This window comes from Chryseobacterium paridis, from assembly GCF_016595215.1.
Taxonomy (GTDB): Bacteria; Bacteroidota; Bacteroidia; order Flavobacteriales; family Weeksellaceae; genus Chryseobacterium; species Chryseobacterium paridis.
On sequence record NZ_JAENHK010000010.1, the window covers coordinates 2,008,190 to 2,032,879 of the forward strand.

General features: G+C 33.0%; 28 protein-coding genes. 19 read left to right on the plus strand and 9 right to left on the minus strand.

All coding sequences use genetic code 11. The features are described from left to right. Window positions 1–4: 4 nt before the first annotated feature. Window positions 5–577, minus strand: a complete 573-nt coding sequence (locus tag JHL15_RS18540) for a 30S ribosomal protein S16 (RefSeq protein ID WP_200248186.1) — start codon at window positions 575–577, stop codon at window positions 5–7. A 228-nt stretch (window positions 578–805) separates the two neighbouring features. Between JHL15_RS18540 and JHL15_RS18545 the strand changes: the two genes are divergently transcribed. After that, window positions 806–2,425 (plus strand): serine hydrolase, encoded by a 1,620-nt coding sequence (locus JHL15_RS18545; protein ID WP_200248187.1) that lies wholly within the window; start codon window positions 806–808, stop codon window positions 2,423–2,425. Window positions 2,426–2,463: 38 nt separating this feature from the next. Here the strand turns inward: JHL15_RS18545 and JHL15_RS18550 are convergent, their stop codons facing one another. Next, a complete protein-coding gene (locus tag JHL15_RS18550) occupies window positions 2,464–2,976 on the minus strand; it encodes a nitroreductase family protein (protein ID WP_200248189.1) in 513 nt (170 codons plus the stop codon). 171 nt (window positions 2,977–3,147) lie between these two features. Beyond that, complete coding sequence (locus tag JHL15_RS18555; protein WP_200248191.1) at window positions 3,148–3,597, minus strand: hypothetical protein; 450 nt, start codon at window positions 3,595–3,597, stop codon at window positions 3,148–3,150. 69 nt (window positions 3,598–3,666) lie between these two features. Here JHL15_RS18555 and JHL15_RS18560 point away from each other — a divergent pair, with 69 nt between their 5' ends. Beyond that, entirely contained in the window at window positions 3,667–4,023 is a 357-nt protein-coding gene (locus JHL15_RS18560) for a DUF805 domain-containing protein (RefSeq protein WP_200248192.1), read from the plus strand. 34 nt (window positions 4,024–4,057) lie between these two features. On the opposite strand, the gene JHL15_RS18565 is transcribed toward JHL15_RS18560, so the two are convergent. Further along, entirely contained in the window at window positions 4,058–4,588 is a 531-nt protein-coding gene (locus tag JHL15_RS18565) for an SRPBCC family protein (RefSeq protein WP_200248194.1), read from the minus strand. Window positions 4,589–4,773: 185 nt separating this feature from the next. On the opposite strand from JHL15_RS18565, the gene JHL15_RS18570 reads away from it, so the two are divergent. The 7 genes from JHL15_RS18570 to JHL15_RS21275 all read left to right on the plus strand — a co-directional run bounded on the left by JHL15_RS18570 (window position 4,774) and on the right by JHL15_RS21275 (window position 11,428). After that, on the plus strand, window positions 4,774–6,792 hold the full coding sequence (locus tag JHL15_RS18570; protein WP_200248196.1) for a M3 family metallopeptidase: 2,019 nt from the start codon (window positions 4,774–4,776) through the stop codon (window positions 6,790–6,792). Between the two features lie 280 nt (window positions 6,793–7,072). Then, the gene (locus tag JHL15_RS18575; protein WP_200248197.1) at window positions 7,073–7,594 is read left to right on the plus strand and encodes a hypothetical protein; all 522 of its coding nucleotides are present in this window, start codon (window positions 7,073–7,075) and stop codon (window positions 7,592–7,594) included. A gap of 213 nt (window positions 7,595–7,807) precedes the next feature. After that, entirely contained in the window at window positions 7,808–8,539 is a 732-nt protein-coding gene (locus JHL15_RS18580; RefSeq protein ID WP_200248198.1) for a class I SAM-dependent methyltransferase, read from the plus strand. Between the two features lie 92 nt (window positions 8,540–8,631). Beyond that, on the plus strand, window positions 8,632–9,528 hold the full coding sequence (locus JHL15_RS18585) for a hypothetical protein (protein ID WP_200248199.1): 897 nt from the start codon (window positions 8,632–8,634) through the stop codon (window positions 9,526–9,528). Window positions 9,529–9,597: 69 nt separating this feature from the next. Next, window positions 9,598–9,981: a tetratricopeptide repeat protein gene (locus JHL15_RS18590; RefSeq protein WP_200248200.1), complete on the plus strand. Its 384-nt coding sequence runs from the start codon at window positions 9,598–9,600 to the stop codon at window positions 9,979–9,981. A 130-nt stretch (window positions 9,982–10,111) separates the two neighbouring features. Continuing rightward, the gene (locus JHL15_RS18595) at window positions 10,112–11,194 is read left to right on the plus strand and encodes a serine hydrolase domain-containing protein (RefSeq protein WP_200248201.1); all 1,083 of its coding nucleotides are present in this window, start codon (window positions 10,112–10,114) and stop codon (window positions 11,192–11,194) included. A gap of 33 nt (window positions 11,195–11,227) precedes the next feature. After that, a complete protein-coding gene (locus JHL15_RS21275; RefSeq protein ID WP_234047810.1) occupies window positions 11,228–11,428 on the plus strand; it encodes a YqaE/Pmp3 family membrane protein in 201 nt (66 codons plus the stop codon). Window position 11,429: 1 nt separating this feature from the next. Here JHL15_RS21275 and JHL15_RS18600 read toward each other — a convergent pair whose 3' ends face one another. Next, a complete protein-coding gene (locus JHL15_RS18600; RefSeq protein WP_200248202.1) occupies window positions 11,430–12,242 on the minus strand; it encodes an AraC family transcriptional regulator in 813 nt (270 codons plus the stop codon). Window positions 12,243–12,310: 68 nt separating this feature from the next. Between JHL15_RS18600 and JHL15_RS18605 the strand changes: the two genes are divergently transcribed. The 3 genes from JHL15_RS18605 (at window position 12,311) to JHL15_RS18615 (ending at window position 15,518) form a co-directional block, all read left to right on the plus strand. After that, entirely contained in the window at window positions 12,311–13,462 is a 1,152-nt protein-coding gene (locus JHL15_RS18605) for an Atu1372/SO_1960 family protein (RefSeq protein ID WP_200248204.1), read from the plus strand. A 30-nt stretch (window positions 13,463–13,492) separates the two neighbouring features. Further along, on the plus strand, window positions 13,493–14,293 hold the full coding sequence (gene dapB / locus JHL15_RS18610; protein WP_200248206.1) for a 4-hydroxy-tetrahydrodipicolinate reductase: 801 nt from the start codon (window positions 13,493–13,495) through the stop codon (window positions 14,291–14,293). Between the two features lie 118 nt (window positions 14,294–14,411). Beyond that, window positions 14,412–15,518: a TlpA family protein disulfide reductase gene (locus tag JHL15_RS18615; RefSeq protein WP_200248207.1), complete on the plus strand. Its 1,107-nt coding sequence runs from the start codon at window positions 14,412–14,414 to the stop codon at window positions 15,516–15,518. A gap of 22 nt (window positions 15,519–15,540) precedes the next feature. Here the strand turns inward: JHL15_RS18615 and JHL15_RS18620 are convergent, their stop codons facing one another. Together JHL15_RS18620 and JHL15_RS18625 are read right to left on the minus strand one after the other, a co-directional pair. Next, entirely contained in the window at window positions 15,541–16,938 is a 1,398-nt protein-coding gene (locus tag JHL15_RS18620) for an MFS transporter (protein WP_200248209.1), read from the minus strand. A 39-nt stretch (window positions 16,939–16,977) separates the two neighbouring features. Continuing rightward, window positions 16,978–17,541, minus strand: coding sequence for a TetR/AcrR family transcriptional regulator (locus tag JHL15_RS18625; protein ID WP_200248211.1), 564 nt, complete (start codon window positions 17,539–17,541; stop codon window positions 16,978–16,980). A 270-nt stretch (window positions 17,542–17,811) separates the two neighbouring features. Here JHL15_RS18625 and JHL15_RS18630 point away from each other — a divergent pair, with 270 nt between their 5' ends. The 3 genes from JHL15_RS18630 (at window position 17,812) to JHL15_RS18640 (ending at window position 19,263) form a co-directional block, all read left to right on the plus strand. Next, window positions 17,812–18,201 (plus strand): VOC family protein, encoded by a 390-nt coding sequence (locus tag JHL15_RS18630; RefSeq protein WP_200248213.1) that lies wholly within the window; start codon window positions 17,812–17,814, stop codon window positions 18,199–18,201. Between the two features lie 104 nt (window positions 18,202–18,305). After that, window positions 18,306–18,971 carry a hypothetical protein gene (locus JHL15_RS18635; protein WP_200248215.1) on the plus strand — a complete coding sequence of 222 codons (666 nt, stop codon included), beginning with the start codon at window positions 18,306–18,308 and terminating at the stop codon, window positions 18,969–18,971. A 151-nt stretch (window positions 18,972–19,122) separates the two neighbouring features. Next, window positions 19,123–19,263 (plus strand): hypothetical protein, encoded by a 141-nt coding sequence (locus JHL15_RS18640; protein ID WP_200248217.1) that lies wholly within the window; start codon window positions 19,123–19,125, stop codon window positions 19,261–19,263. Here JHL15_RS18640 and JHL15_RS18645 read toward each other — a convergent pair. Together JHL15_RS18645 and JHL15_RS21330 are read right to left on the minus strand one after the other, a co-directional pair. Continuing rightward, window positions 19,260–19,469: a hypothetical protein gene (locus tag JHL15_RS18645; protein WP_200248218.1), complete on the minus strand. Its 210-nt coding sequence runs from the start codon at window positions 19,467–19,469 to the stop codon at window positions 19,260–19,262. The genes JHL15_RS18640 and JHL15_RS18645 overlap by 4 nt on opposite strands. A 154-nt stretch (window positions 19,470–19,623) precedes the next feature. Beyond that, window positions 19,624–19,755: a hypothetical protein gene (locus JHL15_RS21330; RefSeq protein WP_262895642.1), complete on the minus strand. Its 132-nt coding sequence runs from the start codon at window positions 19,753–19,755 to the stop codon at window positions 19,624–19,626. 92 nt (window positions 19,756–19,847) lie between these two features. Between JHL15_RS21330 and JHL15_RS18650 the strand changes: the two genes are divergently transcribed. The 4 genes from JHL15_RS18650 (at window position 19,848) to JHL15_RS18665 (ending at window position 24,685) form a co-directional block, all read left to right on the plus strand. Further along, window positions 19,848–20,468 carry a TetR/AcrR family transcriptional regulator gene (locus tag JHL15_RS18650; protein ID WP_200248220.1) on the plus strand — a complete coding sequence of 207 codons (621 nt, stop codon included), beginning with the start codon at window positions 19,848–19,850 and terminating at the stop codon, window positions 20,466–20,468. A gap of 39 nt (window positions 20,469–20,507) precedes the next feature. Then, complete coding sequence (locus tag JHL15_RS18655) at window positions 20,508–21,332, plus strand: helix-turn-helix transcriptional regulator (protein WP_200248222.1); 825 nt, start codon at window positions 20,508–20,510, stop codon at window positions 21,330–21,332. A 79-nt stretch (window positions 21,333–21,411) separates the two neighbouring features. Continuing rightward, window positions 21,412–22,065, plus strand: a complete 654-nt coding sequence (locus tag JHL15_RS18660; protein WP_200248224.1) for an NAD(P)H-dependent oxidoreductase — start codon at window positions 21,412–21,414, stop codon at window positions 22,063–22,065. Between the two features lie 241 nt (window positions 22,066–22,306). Continuing rightward, the gene (locus tag JHL15_RS18665; protein ID WP_200248225.1) at window positions 22,307–24,685 is read left to right on the plus strand and encodes an outer membrane beta-barrel family protein; all 2,379 of its coding nucleotides are present in this window, start codon (window positions 22,307–22,309) and stop codon (window positions 24,683–24,685) included. Window positions 24,686–24,690 lie beyond the last annotated feature (5 nt).

The window sequence follows — 24,690 nt, forward strand, 5'->3', positions numbered from 1 at the left end:
TTTCTTAAGCTTCAGTGTTTTCTTCAGTTTCAGCAGCAGGAGCTTCTCCTTCTGTAGTTTCTTCAGCAACAACTTCCTCAGCAACTGGTGCGTTAGCAGCCTCTTCAGCAGCTTTAGCATCAGCCTCAGCTTGTGCAGCAGCAGCAAGTCTAGCTTCGTTTACTTTTACTTCAGCTTCTAAAGCAGCTTTTTTAGCATCAGCCTGAGCTTTAGATAAACCTTCTACTTTCCCTTGTACTTTTTGTTCTTTAGCATCTACCCAAGCAGCAAATCTTTTTTCAGCCTCAGCCTCATCAAAAGCTCCTTTAGCAACACCACCTTGTAAGTGTTTTTTGTAAAGTGCACCTTTGTAAGAAAGGATAGCTCTTGCAGTATCAGTTGGTTGAGCACCGTTGTTTAACCACTTCACAGCAGAATCAACGTTCAAATCAATAGTTGCAGGGTTAGTAATTGGGTTGTAAGTACCTAGTTTCTCGATGAATCTACCATCTCTTCTAGCTCTAGCATCTGCAACCACGATGTGGAAAAAAGGTTTTCCTTTTTTACCGTGTCTTTGTAATCTGATTTTTACTGACATAATGTTTGAATTTTAAGGGAACTCGTCCCAGTTAAATATTTAAGTGTGCAAAGATAAATAAAATTTCCAATGTATCAATAAAAATGTTATAATTTATCAAGATAGTTATGGAACAATGACAAAAAAAGACAGATATTATAGTAAGCTAAACAACCAGTTGAACGACTATTTTTTTATATCAATTATTTCTAATATTTTTTAAGATATTTGGGCCTTAAAAATCTCCATATGATGAAAAATGTATTCGTAATTATAGCAATTTTCTTTTGCTTTCAGGCATTCGCACAAACTAAAGAAGAGAAAATAAGTCAATTAATTAATTCTTATAACCAACAAACCCGTTTTAATGGTAGTGTTTTAGTTGCACAAAAAGGGAAAATATTATTTGAGAAAAGCTATGGTATCAAAAACTTCCAAACACAGGAAAAAAACACTAATCAAAGTATCTACAGAATATACTCTACAACAAAGTCATTTACTGCCACTACAATTTTACTATTAAATGACATGGGAAAATTATCCTTACACGATAAATTAACAAAGTATTTTCCTAACTTTCCAAAAGGAGACAGCATTACTATTGAACAATTATTAACCCACACCTCCGGAATTCAGAATAATACCAATCCTGAAGATACAAAAGATGAGAAAACATTTCTAAATTTTATAAAAGCTCAACCCCTGGATTTTTCTCCTGGCAGCCAATGGAATTACAGTAATTCCAACTATTATTTATTAGGATATATCATCAACAAGACTGCTGGAATGTCTTACCAGAAAGCTATTCAAAAGTACATTCTCAATCCTTTGAAAATGTCCAATACAGGTTTTGGTTTTAACGAATTAAAAAATAAAAACAAAACAACAGGGTATGAATTTTTATCAAAAAACAATTTTAAAGAAGGTGTAGCCTATAACAAGTATGATCATCCTCATGCTGCAGGAGCAATGTACTCTACGGTAGAGGATTTGTATAAATACGAGGAAGGACTTAAGAGTTATAAAATTCTGAAAAAAGAAACTTTAGAAAAAGCACAAAAACCATTTCATAATTACAATTATGGTTATGGTTGGGATATGTCTCCGATAAAAGGAAAAGAAACTGTTGGGCATGATGGCGCCGGCCCTGGATTCGTTTCGAGATTCTTTACAATTCCACAAGACAACATTAGCATTATCGTATTAAGTAATCTGCGGGATGAAAGCCTTTATCCAATGCCAAACAAAATAGTCTCTATTTTTTATAACCTGCCCTATGAGGTTCCTACCCATATTAAAATTGATACCAACAAGCTAAATCAATTAAAAGGAATTTACAATACCCCGGATTCTAATTTTTATATTTCTGTTAATGATGGTATAGTTAATCTTGTTGAATCTAGTACAAGAAACTTTAAGATTTTTTTTCCGGAAAATGATAGGAAGTTTTATACTGAAAATAATGATGGGGACAAAATTCGATTTGAATTTGAATCTGATAAAGACGGAAAAGTCAATTTATTAAAAATAACCTCTCCAGATGGGAAAATCACAGAAGCTAAAAAGATTAGTGATTCTTTTTCTTGGGGAATTACGGGAAGTGCTACTCCAAACGGATGGGAAGGACCAGATATAAAATTAATTTCTGAAAATGGGAACAATACTGTTTTGAAAGCTCAAAATATCCTTTTGAAATCAGGTGAAATAAAGTTCAGAAGTAATGACGAGTGGGCTCTGGATATGGGTATCAACGAAAATGGATACCTTGTAGAACGTGGTAATAACATACAAGTACAAGCCGGAACTTATGATATAATTTTGGATATGACCAATGAAATTAATCCTACCTATCAGGTGATTAAAAAATAACTTCCTGCAGTAGAATTAATTTCACAGGCATTATTAACTTAATCCTGTCTTCCCATATAAAAAAGCCCTAAACATCTTTGGTTTTCTTCTATGGTTAAAGAATCTTTCAGGTGATTGACAATTCCCGGAGAACTCCAATAACACCCTATTTCATTGGCTGTACAAGTAAGATACATATTCTGTACAGCCATTGAAACAGCTGCTATTTCCTCCCATTCCGGAACCATTCCACTGAAGTTGACCACTATGGAAACGACAACATCAGCTTTATTGATTTTAAAGCCTATATCATCATATTTTTTCTGTAAGAATGTTTGTTCGGGTTGGGTTACTTTATAAATACTCTGCATTTCTACAGCTAGCTGAGCCTTATCTTCTCCTTTGAAGGTTTTAAAACGCCAGGGTTTTGTACGTTTATGGTTAGGAGCTAATGTTGCGGAATGCAAAATCTCATCAAGGATGTCCTGAGAGATTTCTGTTTCGGTATAATCTTTAGGGAAAATACTTCTTCTTTGTTCTATGATTTCTTTTAGAATTTCTGCTTTGTTCATAGAGGCAAAATTACGAAAAAGTTGATGTGGGACGATTGATAATAAGCAGTTTCTTTTCAATTATAATTATTGATTTCTCTTATTCAATAATCACAGGAGATTGAGCGCTCGTTTGTAATCATGAATACATGAATACATTGTACATTTTACATTTTATCACATTTTACAACATCACAGTACTTCTACAATTTCCTGATGAATATTATTCAGAGTAAAAGCGTCGCCTGGTTTCATCCCCATCATTTTCTTAGCCATTGGGCTTTCCGGTGAAATGGCATAAAAACGGTCTCCTTCAAAAAAGAACTCGCCCAACGAAACTGAAATATAGAACCTTGCTTTATTAGTAATAACTAAAGAGCCTAACTGTACTCTTTCAGTGGTATTATTTAAAACTTTTGACATGTTTCTCTTAAGGTCATTAAGGGCACCCAGTTGTTTTTGCATCTGATAAATTTCTTCCTGCATTTCCTCTCGCATACTATCATATTTTGGTGTCTTCTTAATATCGCGGCTCGCATCTAAAGTGAATTCTATAAAGTTTTTTAGTTTCTCAATTTTTTCGGCGATCACGTTTTTAACATAATTTCTTATGTCACTTTTCTCAAATACGATCTTCTCCATAAATCTAATCTTTACATAAAGATAATATTTTTTTAAATAATATATTTGCCTTCGAAAAAATTAAAAACCATGTTTAAAAATCCATTCTCATTTGAAGGAAGGATAAGACGTACGGAGTATGGATTATCTTATCTTATTTATGTCGCTATTGCATTACCATTTAGAATATTGGGAGAAATTACCGATTCTCTAGCTGTAGCTATTATCTTTTTAGCTCTTCTCCTACCTGTTATATGGTTCATGATTGCTCAAGGAGCTAAAAGATGTCACGACAGAGGAAATTCGGGATGGTATCAGATTATCCCTTTTTACAGTCTATGGATGCTTTTTGCTGACAGCGATCCTGGTCCAAATGAATATGGACCCAACCCAAAAGGAGTTGGAAACTATCAATCCATCAACGAAATTGGCAAAAAAGAATACTAAATAAAAAAGCCCTGCTGACGCAGGGCTTTTACTTTTATTTTTCCGATAACTTCTTAAGCTCACCAAGTCCCTCATCAAATGTTTTACCCATCTGGCTATCCATCATAGGCTTCATCAACTTCATCATGGTATTGAGTTCATTATCCATAGTCCAGGTTACTTTAGTCCCATTTCCTTCAGGAGTCAGAATGAAATTAGCAACTGCCTTACCATCAAAAGGCTGTATAAAATGGAGATCACTGGTCATTTTTTCATTTGGCACTATCGCAGTCACTGTCTGAACACCCTCACCTACATCTTTATTTCCCTTCCATGTATAAGAATCGCCAACTTCACCACTTGTTCCGGAATACGTAATGACAATATTTTTATCCATTTTCGCAAAAGGGTTCCATGTATTGAAAGCTTTTGTAGACCCTACATGCTCCCACACTTTCTCTTTTGGTGCATTAATAACCACAGATCTTTCAAAATGATAATCTTTACTGAAAGCCAACATGGCAAATACTGCGTATAAGAGCACAAGTACGATAATGATTCCTAAAATTTTCAAAATTGTTTTCATAGTTTTTATATTTTAATGTTAAGCCAAAATTATAGATTCCGATTATAATCCTTCTTTTCCTATGACAAGATTAGTATATTACGTTACTTTTTTGTCACAACCGATCATTAAGGCATTATTTTTGAGGATTTCATGCTTTATCAATTTTCACATCAATTAAATTTACATCAATAAAAAATAGAAAAATGAATATTTTAACAGAAAATTTCAATACACCATACCATACCGCACCATTCGACCGTATAAAAAATGAAGATTATCTTCCTGCTTTTAAAGAATTAATTCAGCAATCTGAAGAAGAAATCAATTCGATTGTTGCGAATACTGAAGCACCAACATTTCAGAACGTTATTGAAGCTTTAGCCTACTCAGGTGAAAAATTAGATATTCTATCCAATATTTTTTTCAATGTAAATTCTGCAGAGACGAATGATGAATTACAACAAATTGCTGAGGATGTTTCTCCTATTTTAAGCGAATATTCTTCAAAAATATCTCAAAATGAGCCTCTATTCAATAAGATCAAAAAAGTATACGAGGACAAAGAAAAATATACCCTCAATCAAGAGCAACAAATGCTTTTAGAGGAAACTTATAAAGGTTTTGTACGAAGTGGAGCTTTGCTCAATGATGAAGACAAAGAAAAATTAAAGAATATCAATATGGATTTGTCTTTAAAATCCCTGAAATTCGGACAAAATGTACTTGCATCAACTAATGCATATTTTAAACACATCACTAACAAGGAAGATCTGGCCGGAATTCCTGATGCCATTCTTGAACAATATGCTGAAGAAGCAAAAGAAAGAAATCTTGAAGGTTGGGTTTTAACATTACAATATCCAAGCTATGTTCCATTTATTACCTATGCAGAAAACCGCGAGTTACGAAAAGAACTGGCTCTTGCTAACGGTAAGAAATCTTTTGACGGTGGCGAATTTGACAATCAAAACCTTATTAAAGAAATTCTAAATTTAAAACAACAAAAAGCAGGATTACTTGGTTATAAAAATTATGCGGATTTTGTATTGGAAGAAAGAATGGCGAAGTCTCCAACAAAAGTGTTGGATTTTCTAAATGAACTTTTAACGAAGGCAAAACCTTATGCAGCTAAAGAAATCGAAGAATTGAAAACTTTAGCAAAAACTGATGGTATTGAAGAAATGCAGGGCTATGATCATCCATTTTACGCTGAAAAACTTCGTAAAGCTAAATTTGATTTGAATGATGAAGAACTGAAACCCTACTTTCCATTGAATCAGGTTCAGGATGCCGTATTTGGATTGGCTAAGCAGTTATTCGGATTAACTTTTGAAGAAAGAAATGATATTCCAAAATACCATGAAGATGTAAAAACCTATGAAGTAAAAGAAAACGGGGAGTACAAATCCTTGTTGTATGTAGACTATTTTCCAAGAAAAGGGAAAAGGGCCGGAGCGTGGATGACCAGCTACAAAAATCAATACAAAAAAGACGGTGAAAATTCACGTCCACATATTTCCATTGTTTGCAACTTTAGCAAACCTACAAAAGACACTCCAAGTTTATTGACATTCCAGGAGGTTACCACTTTATTTCATGAATTTGGCCACGCATTACACGGAATGTTAGCCAATACTCAATATCCAGGTCTTTCAGGAACTTCTGTGAAATGGGATTTTGTGGAATTACCTTCTCAGTTTTTGGAAAACTTCTGCTACGAACCTGAGTTCTTAAAGACTTTCGCTAAACATTATAAAACCGGTGAAGTGCTTCCGGATGAAAAAATCCAAAGAATAGAACAGTCTAAAAATTTCATGGAAGGTTATCAGACGATGAGACAATTAGGTTTCGGAATCATGGATATGATGTACCATACTAAGGTTGGAGAATTAGAGAGTAAGAGTGTAAAGGAGTTTGAAGATGAATATACAAAAGCTACACAGCTCTATCCAACTAACCCTGAAACAGCGATGAGCCCAAGTTTCTCTCACATTTTCCAGGGTGGATATTCTGCGGGATATTATTCGTATAAATGGGCAGAAGTCTTAGATGCAGATGCATTCCAATATTTTAAGGAAAACGGAATTTTCAATCCTGAAATTGCAGCAAAATATAAAATCCTTCTTTCATCAGGAGGAACAAAAGATCCAATGGAACTGTATAAAAGTTTCAGAGGAAGCGAACCGAAAGTAGAGAGCTTATTGAAAAGAGCTTTTGGATAAAAAATAATAATAGTCCCCTGATTTTAAATCTCTGGGGACTATTTTTTCTTTAATAATATAACTAACAACCCTATTTATGATTGATAAAGTCAAAAAAATCACTAATCTCTTTTTGAGTTTTTTAGGATTTGTGGGGATCGCTACGTTGATATTGTTTCTCGTTTTTGTAGAAAATCCAGTTAGGTACTTTTGCTATGCTTTATTCATAACAGTCTTTATAAATTTTAAAAGCTTTCGATATTTAAGAATTGATTTTAAAAAATTTTCAACTAAACTTTTAATGGTATTCAGTATCGTATATTTATCTTTGATTACTCTATTATCAGTTTCCCCGTTTCTAAAAATTCAAGAATTTAAATTATCTCATATCAAATGGGAGATTATAAATCCTTCATTAATTAAATCGGCTTCGTTCTGGGATACAGGGTATAAACGGAGAGGAAATTCTTATGTCACTGTTTATTATGAGTATCAAAGCACCGGAAAACTATATAAAAAATCAGAAACTGAAGCCCTAAAAAAATATTACGCCATCTGGGATACAAGAAAAACTGAGGATTTGGTCAATGAATTTTCAAAATCAGTAGCAGAAAAAATTAAAAATAAGGATTACATTATTCTCAAGAATACAAGCCACCCCGAAGAGACTCAATTGTTTTTATCTACTGACTATTTTTACTTTCAGGGATCACTATTTTATAATATGATAACAAGCATAGCTGCACTTATATTTGTTGTTTTAGGGCTCGTAATTATTATTCTTATCTTTTCTAAAAAAACAACTGGAGCCAGAAAAAAGTGATCAATTGAACGAAAAGAACATTATGAATATGTCCTAAACAACAATACTAATAATGTAATACTCTGTTAAAATAATCTATATTAATTATTTAGGTTTTTAAATTGCATCAACCAGAACTTAGGGAAAAGTGCCACCTCTCCAGCTATCTCTCTTTTTTGTAATTTTATTCAGAGAAAACCAAAAAACAACATTTTAAAGAATAAATTTTTTGTTATGAAAGAAAACAAATACGACAATAATTCCTTTTTCGAACAATATGGAAAAATGCTTCGTTCCCAACAAGGATTAGAGGGAGCAGGAGAATGGTACATATTACAAAAGATGTTACCCGATTTTATAGGGAAAACGGTTTTGGATCTGGGTTGTGGATTCGGTTGGCATTGCCGGTATGCTATTGAACAAGGCGCAAAATCCGTTGTTGGAATTGATCTTTCAGAAAAAATGCTTGAAAAAGCCAGAGAAATCAACAATCTGGAAGGCATTGAATATATAAGAAAAGCTCTTGAAGATGTCGAGTACACAGATGAAAGTTTTGATGTGGTCTTAAGCTCTTTGACTTTCCATTATGTAGAATCATTTGATATGATGGCTGAACATATTTACAAATGGCTAAAACCTAAAGGTCATTTTGTATTTTCAGTAGAGCATCCTGTATTTACCGCTGAAGGAACTCAGGATTGGGCTTATGGAACACATGGTGAAAAACAACACTGGCCTGTAGATAATTATTTTATCCAAGGGAAACGAAATACTACGTTTTTAGGCGAAAACGTCATAAAATACCATAGAACTTTAACTTCTTATTTAAATACTCTTTTAAAACAGGGATTCAAAATTAAAGAAGTAACTGAAGCAGAACCTAGCGAAGAAATGCTGAAGCAATTTTCAGAAATGAAAGATGAATTACGCCGACCCATGATGTTGTTGATTTCGGTAGAAAAATGACACTATTTTTATCAACTCTAAAATGATAGTAAAGCTTTTGAAGTTCAAAAGCTTTTTCTATTTTAGGTCCCATCTAAATTATAAGAACTGTTATGCTCAAAAACACCCTTATTATATTTCTATTATGTCTTCTTATATCTAGTCTAGTAAAAAGTCAGGAAATAAAAACGATTAAAGGAGACCATTTTGAACTGAAATTGGCCCCTCAGCAAAAAGCAATACTCATCCTATTTCCATGTTATCCTTGTAACATCGAACATACTCAGACAGAAGCAAAGTTTTTAAAAGATATTGAAAAGAAAGGTATCAGTACTTTACTGTTGGATTATAACCAAAAACTCTATTTAACAGAAGCCAAAAAGAAAGAATACACAGAGGAGCTACATACTATTTTCACTGAAAATAATATCAAAAAAGAAAATATTTTTATTGGTGGGTTTTCCAGTGGTGGTAATGTCGCCATTTTACTCTCGAGTTATCTTATAAAAACAGAAAATTCCATTCAGCCCAAAGGAATTCTGGTGGTGGACTCTCCTATTGATCTTGAAGAATTATACAAAGGAGCGAAAAGTGATGTTCAAAAAAATAAAGATGCAGAGGCTGTAGCTGAAGGGAAATTCCTAATCGACCTTCTGGAAAAAGAAATAGGAACCCCTCAAAAAGATATCGAAAAATATAAAATCTTCTCACCTTATCTCATTTCATCCAATTCCACAGACCATATTAAATATTTAAAAAATAGTAAAGTAAGATTGTATTGTGAGCCCGATCTGGAATGGCAATTGAAAAATAAGAAGCGACAATACAAAGATCTCAATGCCTATAAACTGGAAAAAGCATACCATTCTTTACTAGATATGGGAAGCCAAAACGTGGAATTTATAAAAACAAAGAACCGTGGAATAAGAGCTAATGGGCAAAAACACCCTCACTCCTGGAATATTGTAGAACGCGAAAGTCTAATACAATGGATCTTACAACCCTCTTAAAAACTATATTAAAATAATCCCATTTTTATTCCGAACTTTGAATTAAATAAAGCCTTCATTAATTTTAAAATGAATAACATAACTCAAAGATTAGAAAACGTAAAAAAACTTCAAGCCAAAAGATGGGAAAATGAAGATCATTGGGACGCAATCAATGAGCTTTTAATCAAAGAATTAGAAGAAATTTTACTTATTGAACCTGAAAATACTTCAGCTTTAATTAATATAGGAGCGATTTATTCTGATATGGGTGAAAATGAAGAGGCAGTACGATATTTGAAGACCGCATTAGCATTAGGTTCCGAGGATAAAAACTTATTTGTAAATCTGGCCATTGTCATGATCTACATGGAAAAACATCAGGCGGAGTATCTTGAATATCTTGAGGATGCTGAAGATAAAATTGAAGATCCGCTTACTTTTAAGGCTTATTTTGATCCCCAATCTCATTAAGGTTCCCTATTCATATAGCTCCGTAATTTCTTTTGTTTTCGTTCATATAAAAAATATTTTTACAAATCACTACATTGTATTACATAGTAATAATAATTAATTATATCTTTGCATAACACAATATATAACTATGAACTCAAATAGAACTTTTCTTTGGCTTACCCTCCTACTTTTATTCTTTTCCAGTATGTTTTTTGCACAAGGTCTAGAAAGGAGAATCGATAGTTTAATTCTTAAAGAATTTAATGACCCTAAAGGTCCCGGTGGCGTATTTACAGTTACTCAAAAGGGAAAAACTTTATATCAAAAGGCTTTTGGAAAAGCTAATCTGGAACTTGATGTTAACCTAAATCCGGAAAATGTTTTTCAAATTGGCTCTATGACCAAGCAATTTACGGCTGTAGCCATTTTAATGCTTGAACAACAGGGAAAACTTAATGTCAACGATCCTATTTCCAAGTATATCAAAGATTACCCGAATGGAGACAAAATAACCATTCATCATTTACTCACTCATACTTCAGGAATCAAAGATTTCACAAAAATGAAATCAATCTCAACAATTGCTCAAAAAGATATGAAACCTGAAATGATGGTTGATTTTTTCAAAAACGAGCCTGTTGATTTTGCTCCCGGAGAAAAGTTTGACTATAACAATTCAGGATATGTGTTATTAGGATATTTGATAGAATTGGTTTCAGGAGATACTTATGAAAACTTTATTAAAAATAATATTTTTGATAAAGCAGGAATGATTCACTCCTATTATGCTACTGACAGGAAAATCATCCCTAAAAGAGCTTATGGATATCATAAGAAAGAATACGGGTATGTAAATAAAACTGCAATTAGTTTTAGTGTTCCTTTTTCATCTGGTTCATTAATGTCAACAGCAGAAGACATGCTAAAATGGCAGAATGCTTTAAACAAAAATATTTTACTAAATTCACAAGAGACTAAAAAAGCATTTCAAAAATACAAACTGAATAACGGAGAAGAGTTCACTTATGGCTATGGATGGCATCTTAAGGACATCAATGGAATCAGTACGAGAGAACATGGTGGAAGTATTTTTGGATTTAAATCCATGGGTGTATATATTCCTTCAAAGGATATTTATGTCATTGGATTTAGCAACTGTGATTGTCATTCACCAACAGAGATCATCAGAAATATAGCCAAACTGGCTCTGGAAAACACTAAACGAAATTAATATAAAAATTATCAACATTTAAACCCAAACATCATGTTACTAGCTATTTTATTACCTTTTCTATCTTTCATTGTTCGTGGAAAAGTCTTAACAGGAATTTTATGCCTGATCTTACAAATCACGTTGATTGGTTGGATCCCGGCAGCAATTTGGGCCGCTTTATCATTAAATAATGAAAGAGCAGATAAACGAAATCGAGAACTCATAAGAGCAGTACGAGAAAGTCAAAGATAGATTAAAAATTATTTTCTCTCTTCACTTTCGGACCTTCTTTCATAATAGAAGTATAGGAAGAAGTAAAAGCTGACAAGCTCTTATACCCCACTTTAAAAGCAATCTCACTCAATGTATATTGCCGGGTATCTATGAGTTCTACACTTTTCAGGATCCTGATCAGCTGTCCATACTTTTGTAGTGTAATACCCGTAGCATCTTTAAATATTCTTTGCAGACTTCTGACGGACATTTTTGCGAGATCAGCCATATCATCAATATTCAGGTTTTCCTGAAAATGAGTATTGATATAATCGCAGACAGGAATCAGGCGATGATCTTCAGGAACCGGAATTTCTAAAAACCTGCTTTCATTACAAAAATTCGGTAAGCTATTTAGTAAAGCTTTCAGAAATAAAGTCTGCTCTTCATCTTCGTCAGCCAGTTTATTCCATTTTGAAGCATATAAAAGCATCTCTTTTAAAACCGGAGGTGCTGCGAAGACATGTACTTCTCTAAAAAAATCTGATTGTATCTCCGATTTAAAAAGAACCACCATTAAATTAACCGTGCTTGCCTCAGATGTTGTACGGTGCTTAACTCCGGAAGGAATCCAGATCACATGATTTTTAGGAACCAGATAAATTTTTTGTTCAATATGCAAATATTGATACCCTTCTTCTACATAAGTCAGCTGAGCCCTTTCGTGTATATGCTCATATTCGTCGTGTTGCCAATTCTTTTCATACCACACATACGCATCTTTTGAAATAGCATCATTATAAAAGCCTTTTTTCTCTTCAATCAGTCCGCATTTTAATTTGGCGCTTTGCATATTGTTTTTGGCAAATTTAATAAAAACGACATTATTAATTTTGTATTTGAATTTTAGATTTAAAAATTATGAAAAAATTAAACAAGATAATCCCTATCTTTTTATTACTTATAATGACCCAATTTATGACAGCACAAGAACATAAAGCCAAAGTATTGGTGCTCTTTTATTCTGATAATGGTGGAACCTATGAGCTGGCAAAAGAAATATCAAAAGGAATTGAAAGTAAGGGAAATGCACAGGCTATCATCAAGCAGGTGAAAACCTCATCAAATCCTAAGCTCAAAGATATTCCGGTTGCAACCGTTGACGAACTTTCGTCTTATGATGGAATAGCTTTTGGCTCACCTATTTATTTTGGAAATATCAGCACCGGAATGAGTGAATTTTTATCCAAAACTGTCAGTTTGTGGACCAATCATTCCCTGGAAGGAATGCCTGCTACTGTATTTATGTCCGCTGGCAGTGGCGTGGGAAAAGAATTGGCCATCCAGTCTTTTTGGAACAGTTTAGCGGTTCATGGGATGGTTTTGGTATCCAATGGTATTCGTGGCGTTGAAAACATAGATAAAAATACACCTCAGGGAAACACTGTTTTGGGGGTAACAAGTCTTGCCTCTGTAAAAAATGTAGAACGTCCCAGTAAAAGTGAGCGCTACATGGCTAGATTACAAGGAGAAAACTTTGCAAAGATAGCATTCGCTTTAAAAGGTACTTTCTCGAATAAGACCACTGCTAACGGTTCTGTCATTGAAAAATCGGCCGACATCAATACAGTTTTAAAACAAAAACAAATCATTCTTCCTCAAGTGCCCAAACCGGCTGGAAATTATCAACCTTATGTACGTTCAGGAAATCTTGTGTTCATTAATCAGGTAGCGCTGAAAGATGGTAAGATTCTAAATCCAGGGAAATTGGGAGCTGGAATTTCTGAGGAAGAAGTAAAAGAAGCAACAAAAGTAACGATGCTGAATGTTATTGCGGTTTTAAATGAAGCTGTCGGGGGTGATCTTAATCGTGTAAAACGTTGTGTACAACTTACAGGAATTTTCAATACAAAAGATGATTATACCAAACATGCTGATCTTATGAATGTGGCTTCCAATCTTGCTGTTGATGTTTTTGGTGAAAAAGGAAAACATGCTAGAGCAACATTTGGAGCATCCTCAATTCCTGTTAATTCTTCTGTAGAAATACAGGCGGTATTTGAAGTGGAATAACAATTATTATTTAATTTAAACAAAAAAATCATGATCAAAGTATTTATAGCAGGAGCAACAGGATGGGCTGGCTCCGAATTGAGCAAAGGAGTATTTAAACAAGAAGGAATGGAATTGGTGGGTGGACTGTCCCGATCCAACAATGGAAAGAATCTGGCTGAGATCCTTAATTTAGGTGACGGAGATATTCCTGTTTTTGACACCATTGAAAAGGCATTGGAAACGATTGATTTTGATGTATTATTTGATTATACAAAACCAGATATTGCCAAGACCAACATTCTTGCAGCTTTGAAAAAAGGGAAAAAAGTAATCGTTGGAACTTCTGGATTAACTTCTGAAGATTATTCAGAAATAGAAAAAGTAGCACTTGCAAATAATACTTCTGTATTGGCTGTAGGAAATTTTGCTATTACGGTTGTTCTATTGCAAAAGTTTGCAGAGATTGCTGCAAAATACATTCCCAACTATGAAATCATCGACTATGCTCATGAACATAAAATAGACACTCCAAGTGGTACTGTAAGAGAATTAGCACACCGCCTTGCCCAGGTTCAAAAGCCAACTGTTCACATTCCTACTGATCAATTAGTGGGTGAAAAGGAAACAAGAGGAGCTGATATGGAAGGAGTGCATGTTCACTCTGTAAGACTCCCCGGATACGTTATCGCTGTAGAAACAATCTTTGGATTAAAAGATGAAAGGCTAACGATAAGACACGATTCCGGAACCAGTGCTGAGCCTTATGTAAAAGGAGGTCTGTTGGCTATCGAAAAAATAGGAACGTTTAAGGGTCTTAGAAGAGGTTTAGATACCGTAATGGATTTCTAAGTATTTCCCCGAATAAAACTACAATTAAGAGGCTTTTCAGTCTCTTTTTTTATTCAAAAAAATAGGAGATATTATCATCAATAATCTTATATTTAATTTTCGGAATTAAAAAATATACATGAAAAGAATTTCACAGATTGTACTCCTTTTATCATTTAGTCTTGCTTATTCTCAAACCAATTTTAAGATGGAGATCAGTGCTCCGGATTTTGAAAAGGATTCAATATCCATTGGACCAATAATGGGTATGGGAGGTATTCACACCTTATACAAATTTGTTGTAAATCAGGATAAGAATGTCAGGTTTATGAAAAGTTTCAACAGTGCTTTCATAAGAATCAATGATCAAAATGTAATGACCGGCCAAATAGATTATCCACAGCCTATATTATTTAGTTATTTTAATACTGTTGAAAATGGAGCTTATGGATCTGATGTTTTCTTTATTGAAAGTGGAAATTATAAGATTAAGATCAATAACAAGAATATGGACTTTACTCCAGATTCTGATACACCTACAAATATAGAATACAAAAAATTGAAAAAGCAGCTTGAAATAGCTGATAAAAAACTGAAGCCTTTTGTAGATAACAATCCCATCAATATTGAATATAAAGAGAAGTTATTACGAAATTATATTTTAAAAAATAAGAACTCTTATGTTGCATTTTGGGAAATAGTGAGTGATTATTCGAAGTATGGATTCAATAGAAGTTATGTTGAGAATATGCCATTATTCTCAAAAAAGATAAAGGAAACATTCAGTTATCAGGAATTTGATAAAATATTGAAACTGGAAAATTCCACGAATGTAGGGGCAACTTTTCCGGATCTAAAACTCAATTCCACTGATAAAATAAGTAAATCAAGCTTTTCAGACTATAAGCTCACATTAATAGATTATTGGGCGACTACGTGTAAACCATGCATTAAAGATTTGCCTAAGTTGGTAAGTTTACATGAAAATTATAAATCTAAAGGGGTCCAATTTATAAGTGTTGCCGATGATACTGTGAAAGATAGAATGGACCGGGCTAATAAAATATTGGGCGAAAATAAAGTGACGTGGAAAAATTATTTTGATCTGAATAAAGAATTTCCCGCAAAATTACATGCCACAGGTTATCCACTACAAATTCTTGTAGATCAGAATGGAAAAATCATAGCCAGAAAATTCGGAGAGCTTGATCAGATTGCAGCAGAAATAGAAAAACATATTCAATAATAAAAATGACAGCCTTTTGCTGTCATTTTCTTTTAATAAGAACATCCGCCGGAGTTTTCCAAATACAAATAATCACTATGATCAGGCATAAAATATTGGCCAATAAAGCAGCAACAAATGCTTTTTGGTAATCAATAAAGCCAGGATGTGTTCCCAGATAATAATAGAACACACTCCCAATAACAATGATTCCTACAATAGCGGCTGATTGTTGAAATGTAATATATACACCAGAAGCATTTCCAGCCAATTTCTCTGGAATACCTGATAAAGCAATATTAGCCAGCGAAGGAATGATAGAGCCAACGCCTATTCCGTGAATAAACAATAACGCATACAGCAGCAAAGATGAAGATTGTTTTGAAAATAAATACCCTTGTGCAATCAATACACTGATGATTACAAGTAGCCCAACTATCAGGACTTTTTTTCCATAACATAATATAAGTTTGGGTGATATTATTGATGCTAGAATAAATCCCAACCCCTGAAAAACAATAATTTCCCCAGCATGCAGAGGACTGATCTTCAAGCCATCCTGAAAAAACAGCGATAAAATATAAAAATAAGAATCAAGCATGATAAAGAAAAAAGAAACAGCAATAATTCCTATGTTAAAATTTTTAAATTTAAAAAGGTTAAGATCAATCAGATAAGGTTTCCCATGTTGTATTCTGGATTTTTGATTTTTAATGAAAAGAAATAGGACTACCAAGGAAATAACAAGCAAAAATATATTTTTGACCCTTTCCCCATTATGCTCCATCATGGTCAAGGCATAAGTAAAACAAAAAAGAGCACTCGCCAATAAAAGAACACCGTAAAAATCAAACCGATTATTGTTATCATTTTTAGATTCATCAAGGACTTTCCACCCAAAAAAAATGGCTAATAAACAAATAGGAATATTGATCAGAAAAATCAATCGCCATGATTCCGGCATAAAAGTCAGTGATGAAAAATAACCTCCAAGAAATTGCCCCGAAAGTGTTCCAATACCAATTGTAATTCCATACCATCCCATCGCTTTGGTTCTGTCTTCCTGTTCCGGAAATAGAATCTGGATCATGGATAAAACCTGAGGTGACATTAATGCCGCACTGATACCTTGTACAAACCTCGAAACCATAAGAAAAACAGAATTGGAAGATAATCCACAAGCTATTGAGCTTATCATAAAGAAAACCAACCCTATAATGAAGATCCTTTTTCTTCCATACAGATCTCCCATTCTTCCTCCGGTTATCAGAAAAGAAGCAAAACCTATAAGATAAGAAGCAATGATCAGTTGCATTTCACTATTGGTGATATGAATATCTTTTTGGATAGAAGGAATGGAAACATTAATAATAAAAATGTCCATGATCGTAAGTAATTGTGCAAAAAGGATCACAATTAATTGTATTGCATTATTTTTCATTTTTATATAGATATATCTATTTTTAAATCCATAAAAAAATTAAGGCAGCAAGCCCTTAATTATTTTTTTTGTCTGATCGAATGCATCTGCATTTTTATTAATTGTAGAAATAACCACAGCTCCTTCCAAAAGCAAAAATATATTCTCAGTTATCGCATCTGCATTCACTGAACCGTCTTCTTTGTTATATTCAGTAATCAATTCTTTGATCATTATTTTCTGTTTTTCTTTATGCTTCATAACAAATTCAGAAATCACAGGATTGCTGTCTCCCAGTTCAGCATTAATCTTAATGAAATGACATCCGGAAAATCCTGAAGAATTCTGCAATTCCTTACGATAATCAACCAAAGTAAAAATTTTGTCCTTTGCCTTTATAAGTTTTGAAGAATGTTTTTCAAATCCATCGAACCATTTTAATTCTTCTTTGATTAAATACACCTTCAGCAGTTCATTTTTAGATGAAAAATGATTGTACAAGGACCCAATGGCAATATCTGCTTCAGCAATAATTTGATTAATCCCCGTAGAATTAAAACCCTGCTTATAAAAAAGATCTGAAGCAACTCTGATAATTCTGTCTTTTACTTTTTCCTTTTCCATTTCAAAAATTTTCACAAAGTTAAATAAAAAAATAGATAGACCTATCTATTTTAATTTTTATAAAAATTAAAATAAAGCTAATTAAGTTTATTTTGTTGTAACAGGCAGCTGTATTTATCTATCTTCCTAATAAATACTCACTACATATAAAATTTTTGAGTTGCTGAATTAAAAATCTTATTTATGAACACAATCCGGATAAATTTATTTTTATTAATTTTCATACTTCTTTTTGCATTATGCCAACCTACAGAAAAATAAACTAAAACTATGAGCATCAGTAATCCCGTTGTCTATTTTGAAATTCCTGTGAACAATATAGAGCGTGCAGAGAAATTCTATACTTCCGTATTCCATTTTAGTTTTGAAAAAGAAATCATTGATCATTATGAAATGTCTATATTTCCTTTTGAGGAAAAAAACAGTGGAATAACTGGAGCCTTAGCCAAAGGTGATGTTTACAAACCAACCAAGGATGGAGTTATCATCTACTTTACTACAGCAGATATTGATCTTACTTTAGAAAAAGTTTTAGAAAATGGCGGTAAGGTTTTATATCCAAAAACATTTAACGAAAAATACGGCTGTGCAGTAGCTGAATTTGAAGATTCTGAAGGGAATAGAATTGCGCTTCATCAAACTTTGAAGAATAGAGAATAAAGTACAGCATACAAAACACTAAAATATATTTAATTTATATCCCTACATATTTGTATCTTTAAAGTACAACTAAACCTTTATTGTTAATTTTTTGATACAAAATTATGGCAGAAGAAATTTATTTCATAAAAACCAATCCCACTATTGCCAAAATTAATTTGTACAATAAACTTTGTTCTGAAGAAAATGCTGTACTTCAATATCTGGACGAGGATAAGAAAACAAGTCTGGAAATTATCAAAGCAAAGGTGAAAGATAGTGTTGAAAATCTCAGCCCTGAAGAGCTGCGAAGTATTTTTCATTGGTTTCAGACCGAATATGATGATAAAAAAACAGATCCTATTGCTTGTAAAGAAGAAATTATTAACCAGCTTTTTATTAACGGTATCGATCAGTTTTATCAAATTCCATCAACAGACACTCCGAGTTTTAATCAAATTATCTCAGACTATCAAAAACATTCCCAAAGTATTTTAGATTATAAATTCAGTGCGGACACTCTTAGCCCCTTTCTCATTTATGGAATATTTTTTACCGGATTGATCAATCAGTCTCATGGAAAGGAAAACAGTCAAATGCTCCTAATGGATTTTTTAAAGCCTGATTTCACCACTTTATACTCATTCGCTGAGGAAGAATTCAACTCCGGGTCCAAAAATTCGGGAAATGAATATCTGTATGGATCCGAATCTATGCTTTCTGTACATTTTGGAGAGCTATATGATCTTACCCGATATTATAAGGATCCTATTATTAAACTGCAGGACTAGCGATCCGCTCTTTATTTTTACATCTTCTAAATGTATTATACACATTTTCTGCATTTTACTATGTAATATAACTTTCTTTAAAGTTGTCTTAAGAGTAAAATATCACAATACCAATCGTGACAGAGGAGTTGAATATTATCCAAATTATAACGTGGAGTATTACACCAAAGGAATTACACGCAATGTATATCTTTCTGTAACCTATAAATTTGGAAATAATGATGTAAAAGGAGCAACAAAACAGGTAAAGTTTGAAGAATCAAATAGAGCTGGTGGAAATGGTGGAAATTAAAAAAACAGTTTAGATTTCTGAGGGTGGATTTGAAAAAAATAATATCCTATTCCACCCATAAAATAAGCCACAACATCAAAGATATCTCCTATAAATTTATCCGAAATAGAAGGGCAAAGAACTTCAAACAAAATTGACAGGTATACAATTGATGTAATGATAAATTTCAAATTAGGTTTCCAATGGAAGCCTAATATTTTGTTCATCACATACTGTATGAGATAGCAATACATCGGGATGGTGATAAGATCCGTAAAATAGGCATTTATAAAAGGAATAATTATCCCGTTTTTCCGAAGAATGATTATGCCTAACCAGGATAGTAAGCCAAGTAAAAACCAATTCGAAATTTTATATTCTCTAAGCATGTAAGATTGCCATGATAATTCCCAGGATAACCTGAAGTACTTTGACCATCACTTCCTGGAAATCATTTTTATTCTCTCCTATCTCCGCCGCTTTTTCGTAATCAAATTTTTGTTTCCCTTCCATTACATTTTGATTTGAATAATGCAAATATACAAAAATTAGAACAATTGTTCTAATTTTTTAAATATTTAAAAAATCTCCCTTATATTTGATTCATGAAAACCAAGGAAAGGATTACAGCAACAGCTCTTCAGCTTTTCAACGATCAAGGCTACAATACCATTACAACAAGACACATTGCTGCTGAAATGAATATAAGCCCTGGAAATTTGCATTACCATTTTAAACATTCAGAAGACATTGTAAAGGCCATTTTCTCTGAATTAATTATTGAGATGGATGAAATGATGAACAAACTTTATGAAACTAAGGCTAAAACTTTAGAAAGTCTATACCACTTTACCTTTCATACCTATGAGATATTCTATTCCTATCGTTTCCTCTTTCTCAATTTTGTGGATATTTTAAAAAAGATTCCTGAGATAGAAGTCCTCTATGAAAAGATCAATATGGAAAGGAAAATTGAGTTTCAATCCATATTCTCTGACTTCCAAAAGAATAAAATATTCCAGGATAACATACCTGATTTTATCATTGAAAACCTCAGCACCCAAATATTTATTATTGCTGACAACTGGATTTCGTATAATAGCTTAACTTTAAAGTTGCCAAAAGAAGAAGCTATACAACATTATAGTCTCATCCAGATGAACTTATTTTATCCTTTACTAAGCGTTGAACAACAGGAGCTGTATCAATTAAATTACATCCAGTAAAATCATCAACTTAGAAAGCAAGCAAACAATCATAATTTTATGCAAGAAAAGCTTCCAGAATATAACGGTTACAGAATCTCAGTTCCTCCGGAATTTGAAACCATATTTTCCCATTTTTATTTTGCAGAAAACATGTCTGAGGAGGCGGTTACCAAAACATTATTACCTACTTATCAGACCATTTTATTATTTTGTTTTGGAGAAAGCGCCTCAATGGTCACTAAAGAAAAAACAAAGATAACGGTTGATAAATGTATTGTATTTGGTCCTATCAGAAATTCCTTTGATTATACATTACCAGCTAAGACCTCTATTTTAGTAGCTAATTTTAAGGATGATGCTTTTTATCGTTTTTTTGGAAAAGCATGCATTTCATATAATGCAGCGATGAATCCGGATGACCTTCTCGACGAAAACTGTTTTACTAATTTATGGTACCAAATTTCAGCATTAAATTCTACACAGAAACAGGTAGATCACATTCTGGAATTCTGTAAACCTTATTTGCAAAGTCGTGATACCACAAGCCAACTGCTCAGTAACTTTACCTATGATAATTTAAATCCAATCAAAACGATTGCTGAGAAAACCAATCAAAGTGAGCGGAATATTCAGCTAAAGCAAAAACAACAGTTTGGATATTCATCTAAAGAGATCAATCGTTATAACCGCTTTTCGAAGGCGATTCAACTCATTGAAAAGAAGATTGCCAATCAAAATAAAGTGGAGTGGTTTACCATTATTGATGAATGTAATTATTACGATCAAAGTCAACTTATCCATGATTTTAAACATTTTATTCATCTATCCCCTTCTCAGTACCTGAAATTCCAACAGGACATCTGTAATCCAAAATCAGAATAATCCTCGTTTCGTTTTCTTACAATTTTCACATGCTCTGCTCTTCTACCTTTGTCCTATAACAAATTAAAAAGTAGAAAAAATGAGACACTTAATTATTTACGCACATTATAACGAAAACAGTTTAAATCATAATCTTTTACAAACTGTAGTTGAAAGTCTTACTTCTCAAAATCATGAAGTAGTTATCAGAGATCTGTACGCCATTAATTTTGACCCCGTTTCCTCTCTTAAAGATATACAGGAACAAAGAAAGGGAATTCTAGCCGATGACATTAAACATGAACAAGAATTCATTTCCTGGGCAGAACACGTTACCTTTATTTATCCTATATGGTGGACGGGAATGCCAGCTATCATGAAAGGATATATAGACAGGGTTTTCAGCTATGGTTACGCTTATCGTTATGATCAGGGAGTACAAAAAGGGCTATTAACCGGCAAGCAAACGGTAATTATCAATACCCACGGCAAGTCTCACGAAGAATATGAACGTATTGGAATGGATAAAGCCCTTTCTCTTACTTCTGATAAAGGAATCTTTACGTACTGTGGATTTGAGATCAATCAACATTTTTTCTTTGATAAAGCTGACAGAGTTACTCCTGAAGAACTTGAAATCTGGAAAGAACAGATCATAAATACCTATATGGAAATTTCAGTTCGTTTTGAAAATTTCGCTCAAAATGAAGTTGAAAAAGTAAATGGTGAGCTGGGATCTATTCATCTATCCTAAGCAGAAACTTCGTGGATGTTAACTTCAATAAAGAAATAGTAATACAATATATGGAGTCCGGACAAATTTGTCCGGACTTTTTTTATGCAAAAAAATGTAATATACTTGTAATTATACGTTAAATATTAAAAAAACCAATTAAACACAAAACAATTCACTAATAACTGAATAAAATATTTCTATATTTACCACATATATAATATCACTATTTGTTGAATTGTCGCACAAGTAATCATTTGATATGAACAGAAACATTATTATCTTCTTATGCATGGTATCATCTCCCTTTATTTTTGCTCAAAGCATTCAAGGGGTTGTTACTGGTAAAGAAGATAAATCTGTTTCAGAAGTTGAAGTACTTGTTACAAAAGACAAAGAAAAATACTCTGCTATAACCGATGGAAACGGAGTATTTAAAATAGCCCTAAAAGAGAACGGAGATTATTTACTGGAAATTATAGAAGATGGTGTAAAAGTAGAAAGTGAAAAGCTATCTGTTACAGGAGATATAAATAAACATTTTCGATTAAAAAAAATATCTCCTGTAGAACAAAAGATAGAAGGAGTAGTTGTTGAGGTAAAGAAAAAACTATTTGAGAGAAAAATAGACCGATTGGTTTTCAATGTTGAAAATTCGGTGGCGGCTCAGGGAACAGATGTGATGGAAGCATTATCAAAAACACCAATGGTACGTGCAACTGATGATGCCATTAGCATTGCAGGAAAAAATAATGTGGCTGTAATGATAGATGACCGTCTCTTAAATTTATCAGGACAGGAACTTATTAATTATTTAAAAACACTTCGTTCCGATGATATTTCTAAAATTGAAGTGATTACCACTCCCCCGGCAAAATATGAAGCCGAGGGAAAAAGTGGATTGATCAATATTATCCATAAGAAGAATACGAATCTGGGATGGAATGGCTCTTTACAGACCTCTGGAAGTTATTTCTATGGACGAACTACTGTGAGTACACGAAATGGAGCAGGTTTTAATTATCAGGGAAAAAAAATATCCCTGACTGCTAATTTATCTTCAGGTGATAATTATTGGGCAACTACTGCTTATAATTACTTAACCGGAACAACCAATTCAAACTACTGGAATACGGATTCTAAAGAGGTAAATAATAACAAATATAAAGGAGGAAATCTCAAGGGAGAATATAAGATTAATGAAAAAAGCCTCGTTGGCTTCAATTACAACTATTCTTTTGGTAACCCTTTGGATCAGTCTTCAAACTATACTTCTATTTTTAATGAAAAGAGGAACCTCAATCTATTTTCAGACAGTAAAACTAAAGATCACAGAAACGTTCACAATACAACCGCATTCTATGATTTAAAACTTGATACAATGGGAAGTAAATTGAGCTTGTCTGCTAATTTGCTGATCAATAATTCGGATGCCCGAAATTTTTATAATACAGTTACTGACAAAACAATTTCTACCTTTAGCAATCCTGTTAATAAATACAGAATCTATTCCGGACAGGCAGATTTAGAAAAGAACTTTGCTAAAATAAAAACCGAATACGGTCTGAAATACACCACGATCAGAAACAATTCCGATTTCAATTTTTTTGATATTGAAAATGGACAATATATCGTAAACAGGGATAGAACAAACTCTTTCAATTACAAGGAGCAGAATTATGCCATCTATGCATCTACCAGTTTTAAAATTAATGATAAGTGGGATGCCAAAGCAGGGCTCCGATATGAGTATACTTCTTTAGAAGGAATCTCACTAAATGATAATTCTTCTGCAAAGATCAAATATGGAAAATTTTTCCCAACTGCCTATTTAAGCTATAAAGCTGACGAAAATAATACGCTCTCTTTGAACTACTCAAGAAGAATTACCCGTCCTTATTTTGGGAATCTAAATCCATTCAAAAATTATACTTCAGAATTTGAATATACTACCGGTAATCCATATCTCCTTCCTTCATTCTCAGATAATTTTGAATTCGGATATGTGTTGAAAAATAATTTTAATGTCACCTTATATTACAACTATAATAAAGATGATTGGGATAGGATTCAGATGGTGCAGGACAATCTTAAATACAGTGTTGTTAAAAACTTTTATAATGAAGACCAGGCCGGAATCAATATCAGCTATAATTACAACAAACTAAAATGGCTTGAATCCAATGTTTTTGTAAATGGATTTTACGCTAAATCCAAATCATTTCTTCCGGAAGCGATGGCCGCACCTGCAGGATTTGGTGGTAATCTCAATTTCGACAATAACTTTTTCCTGAACAAAGAAAAAACATTCACTTTCATCCTTGGTATGTGGAGCAGCATTCCCTACAGAAAAGGGAATACCTATTTTAAAGGAAATTCTTCTGTATATTCAGGGGTGAAGCTTAACCTGATGCAGAAAAATCTTATGATCACGTTGTATATGAATGATATTCTAAACATTGATCGTAACAAAGGAACAGAATACTATCCTGATTATAATGTAGAATATTACACCAAAGGAACTTCCCGAAATATGTACCTTTCTGTAACATATAAGTTCGGAAATAATAATGTAAAAGGAACAACAAAGCAAGTCAATTTTGAGGAATCAAAAAGAGCTGGTGAAAATGGGGGGAATTAAAAATT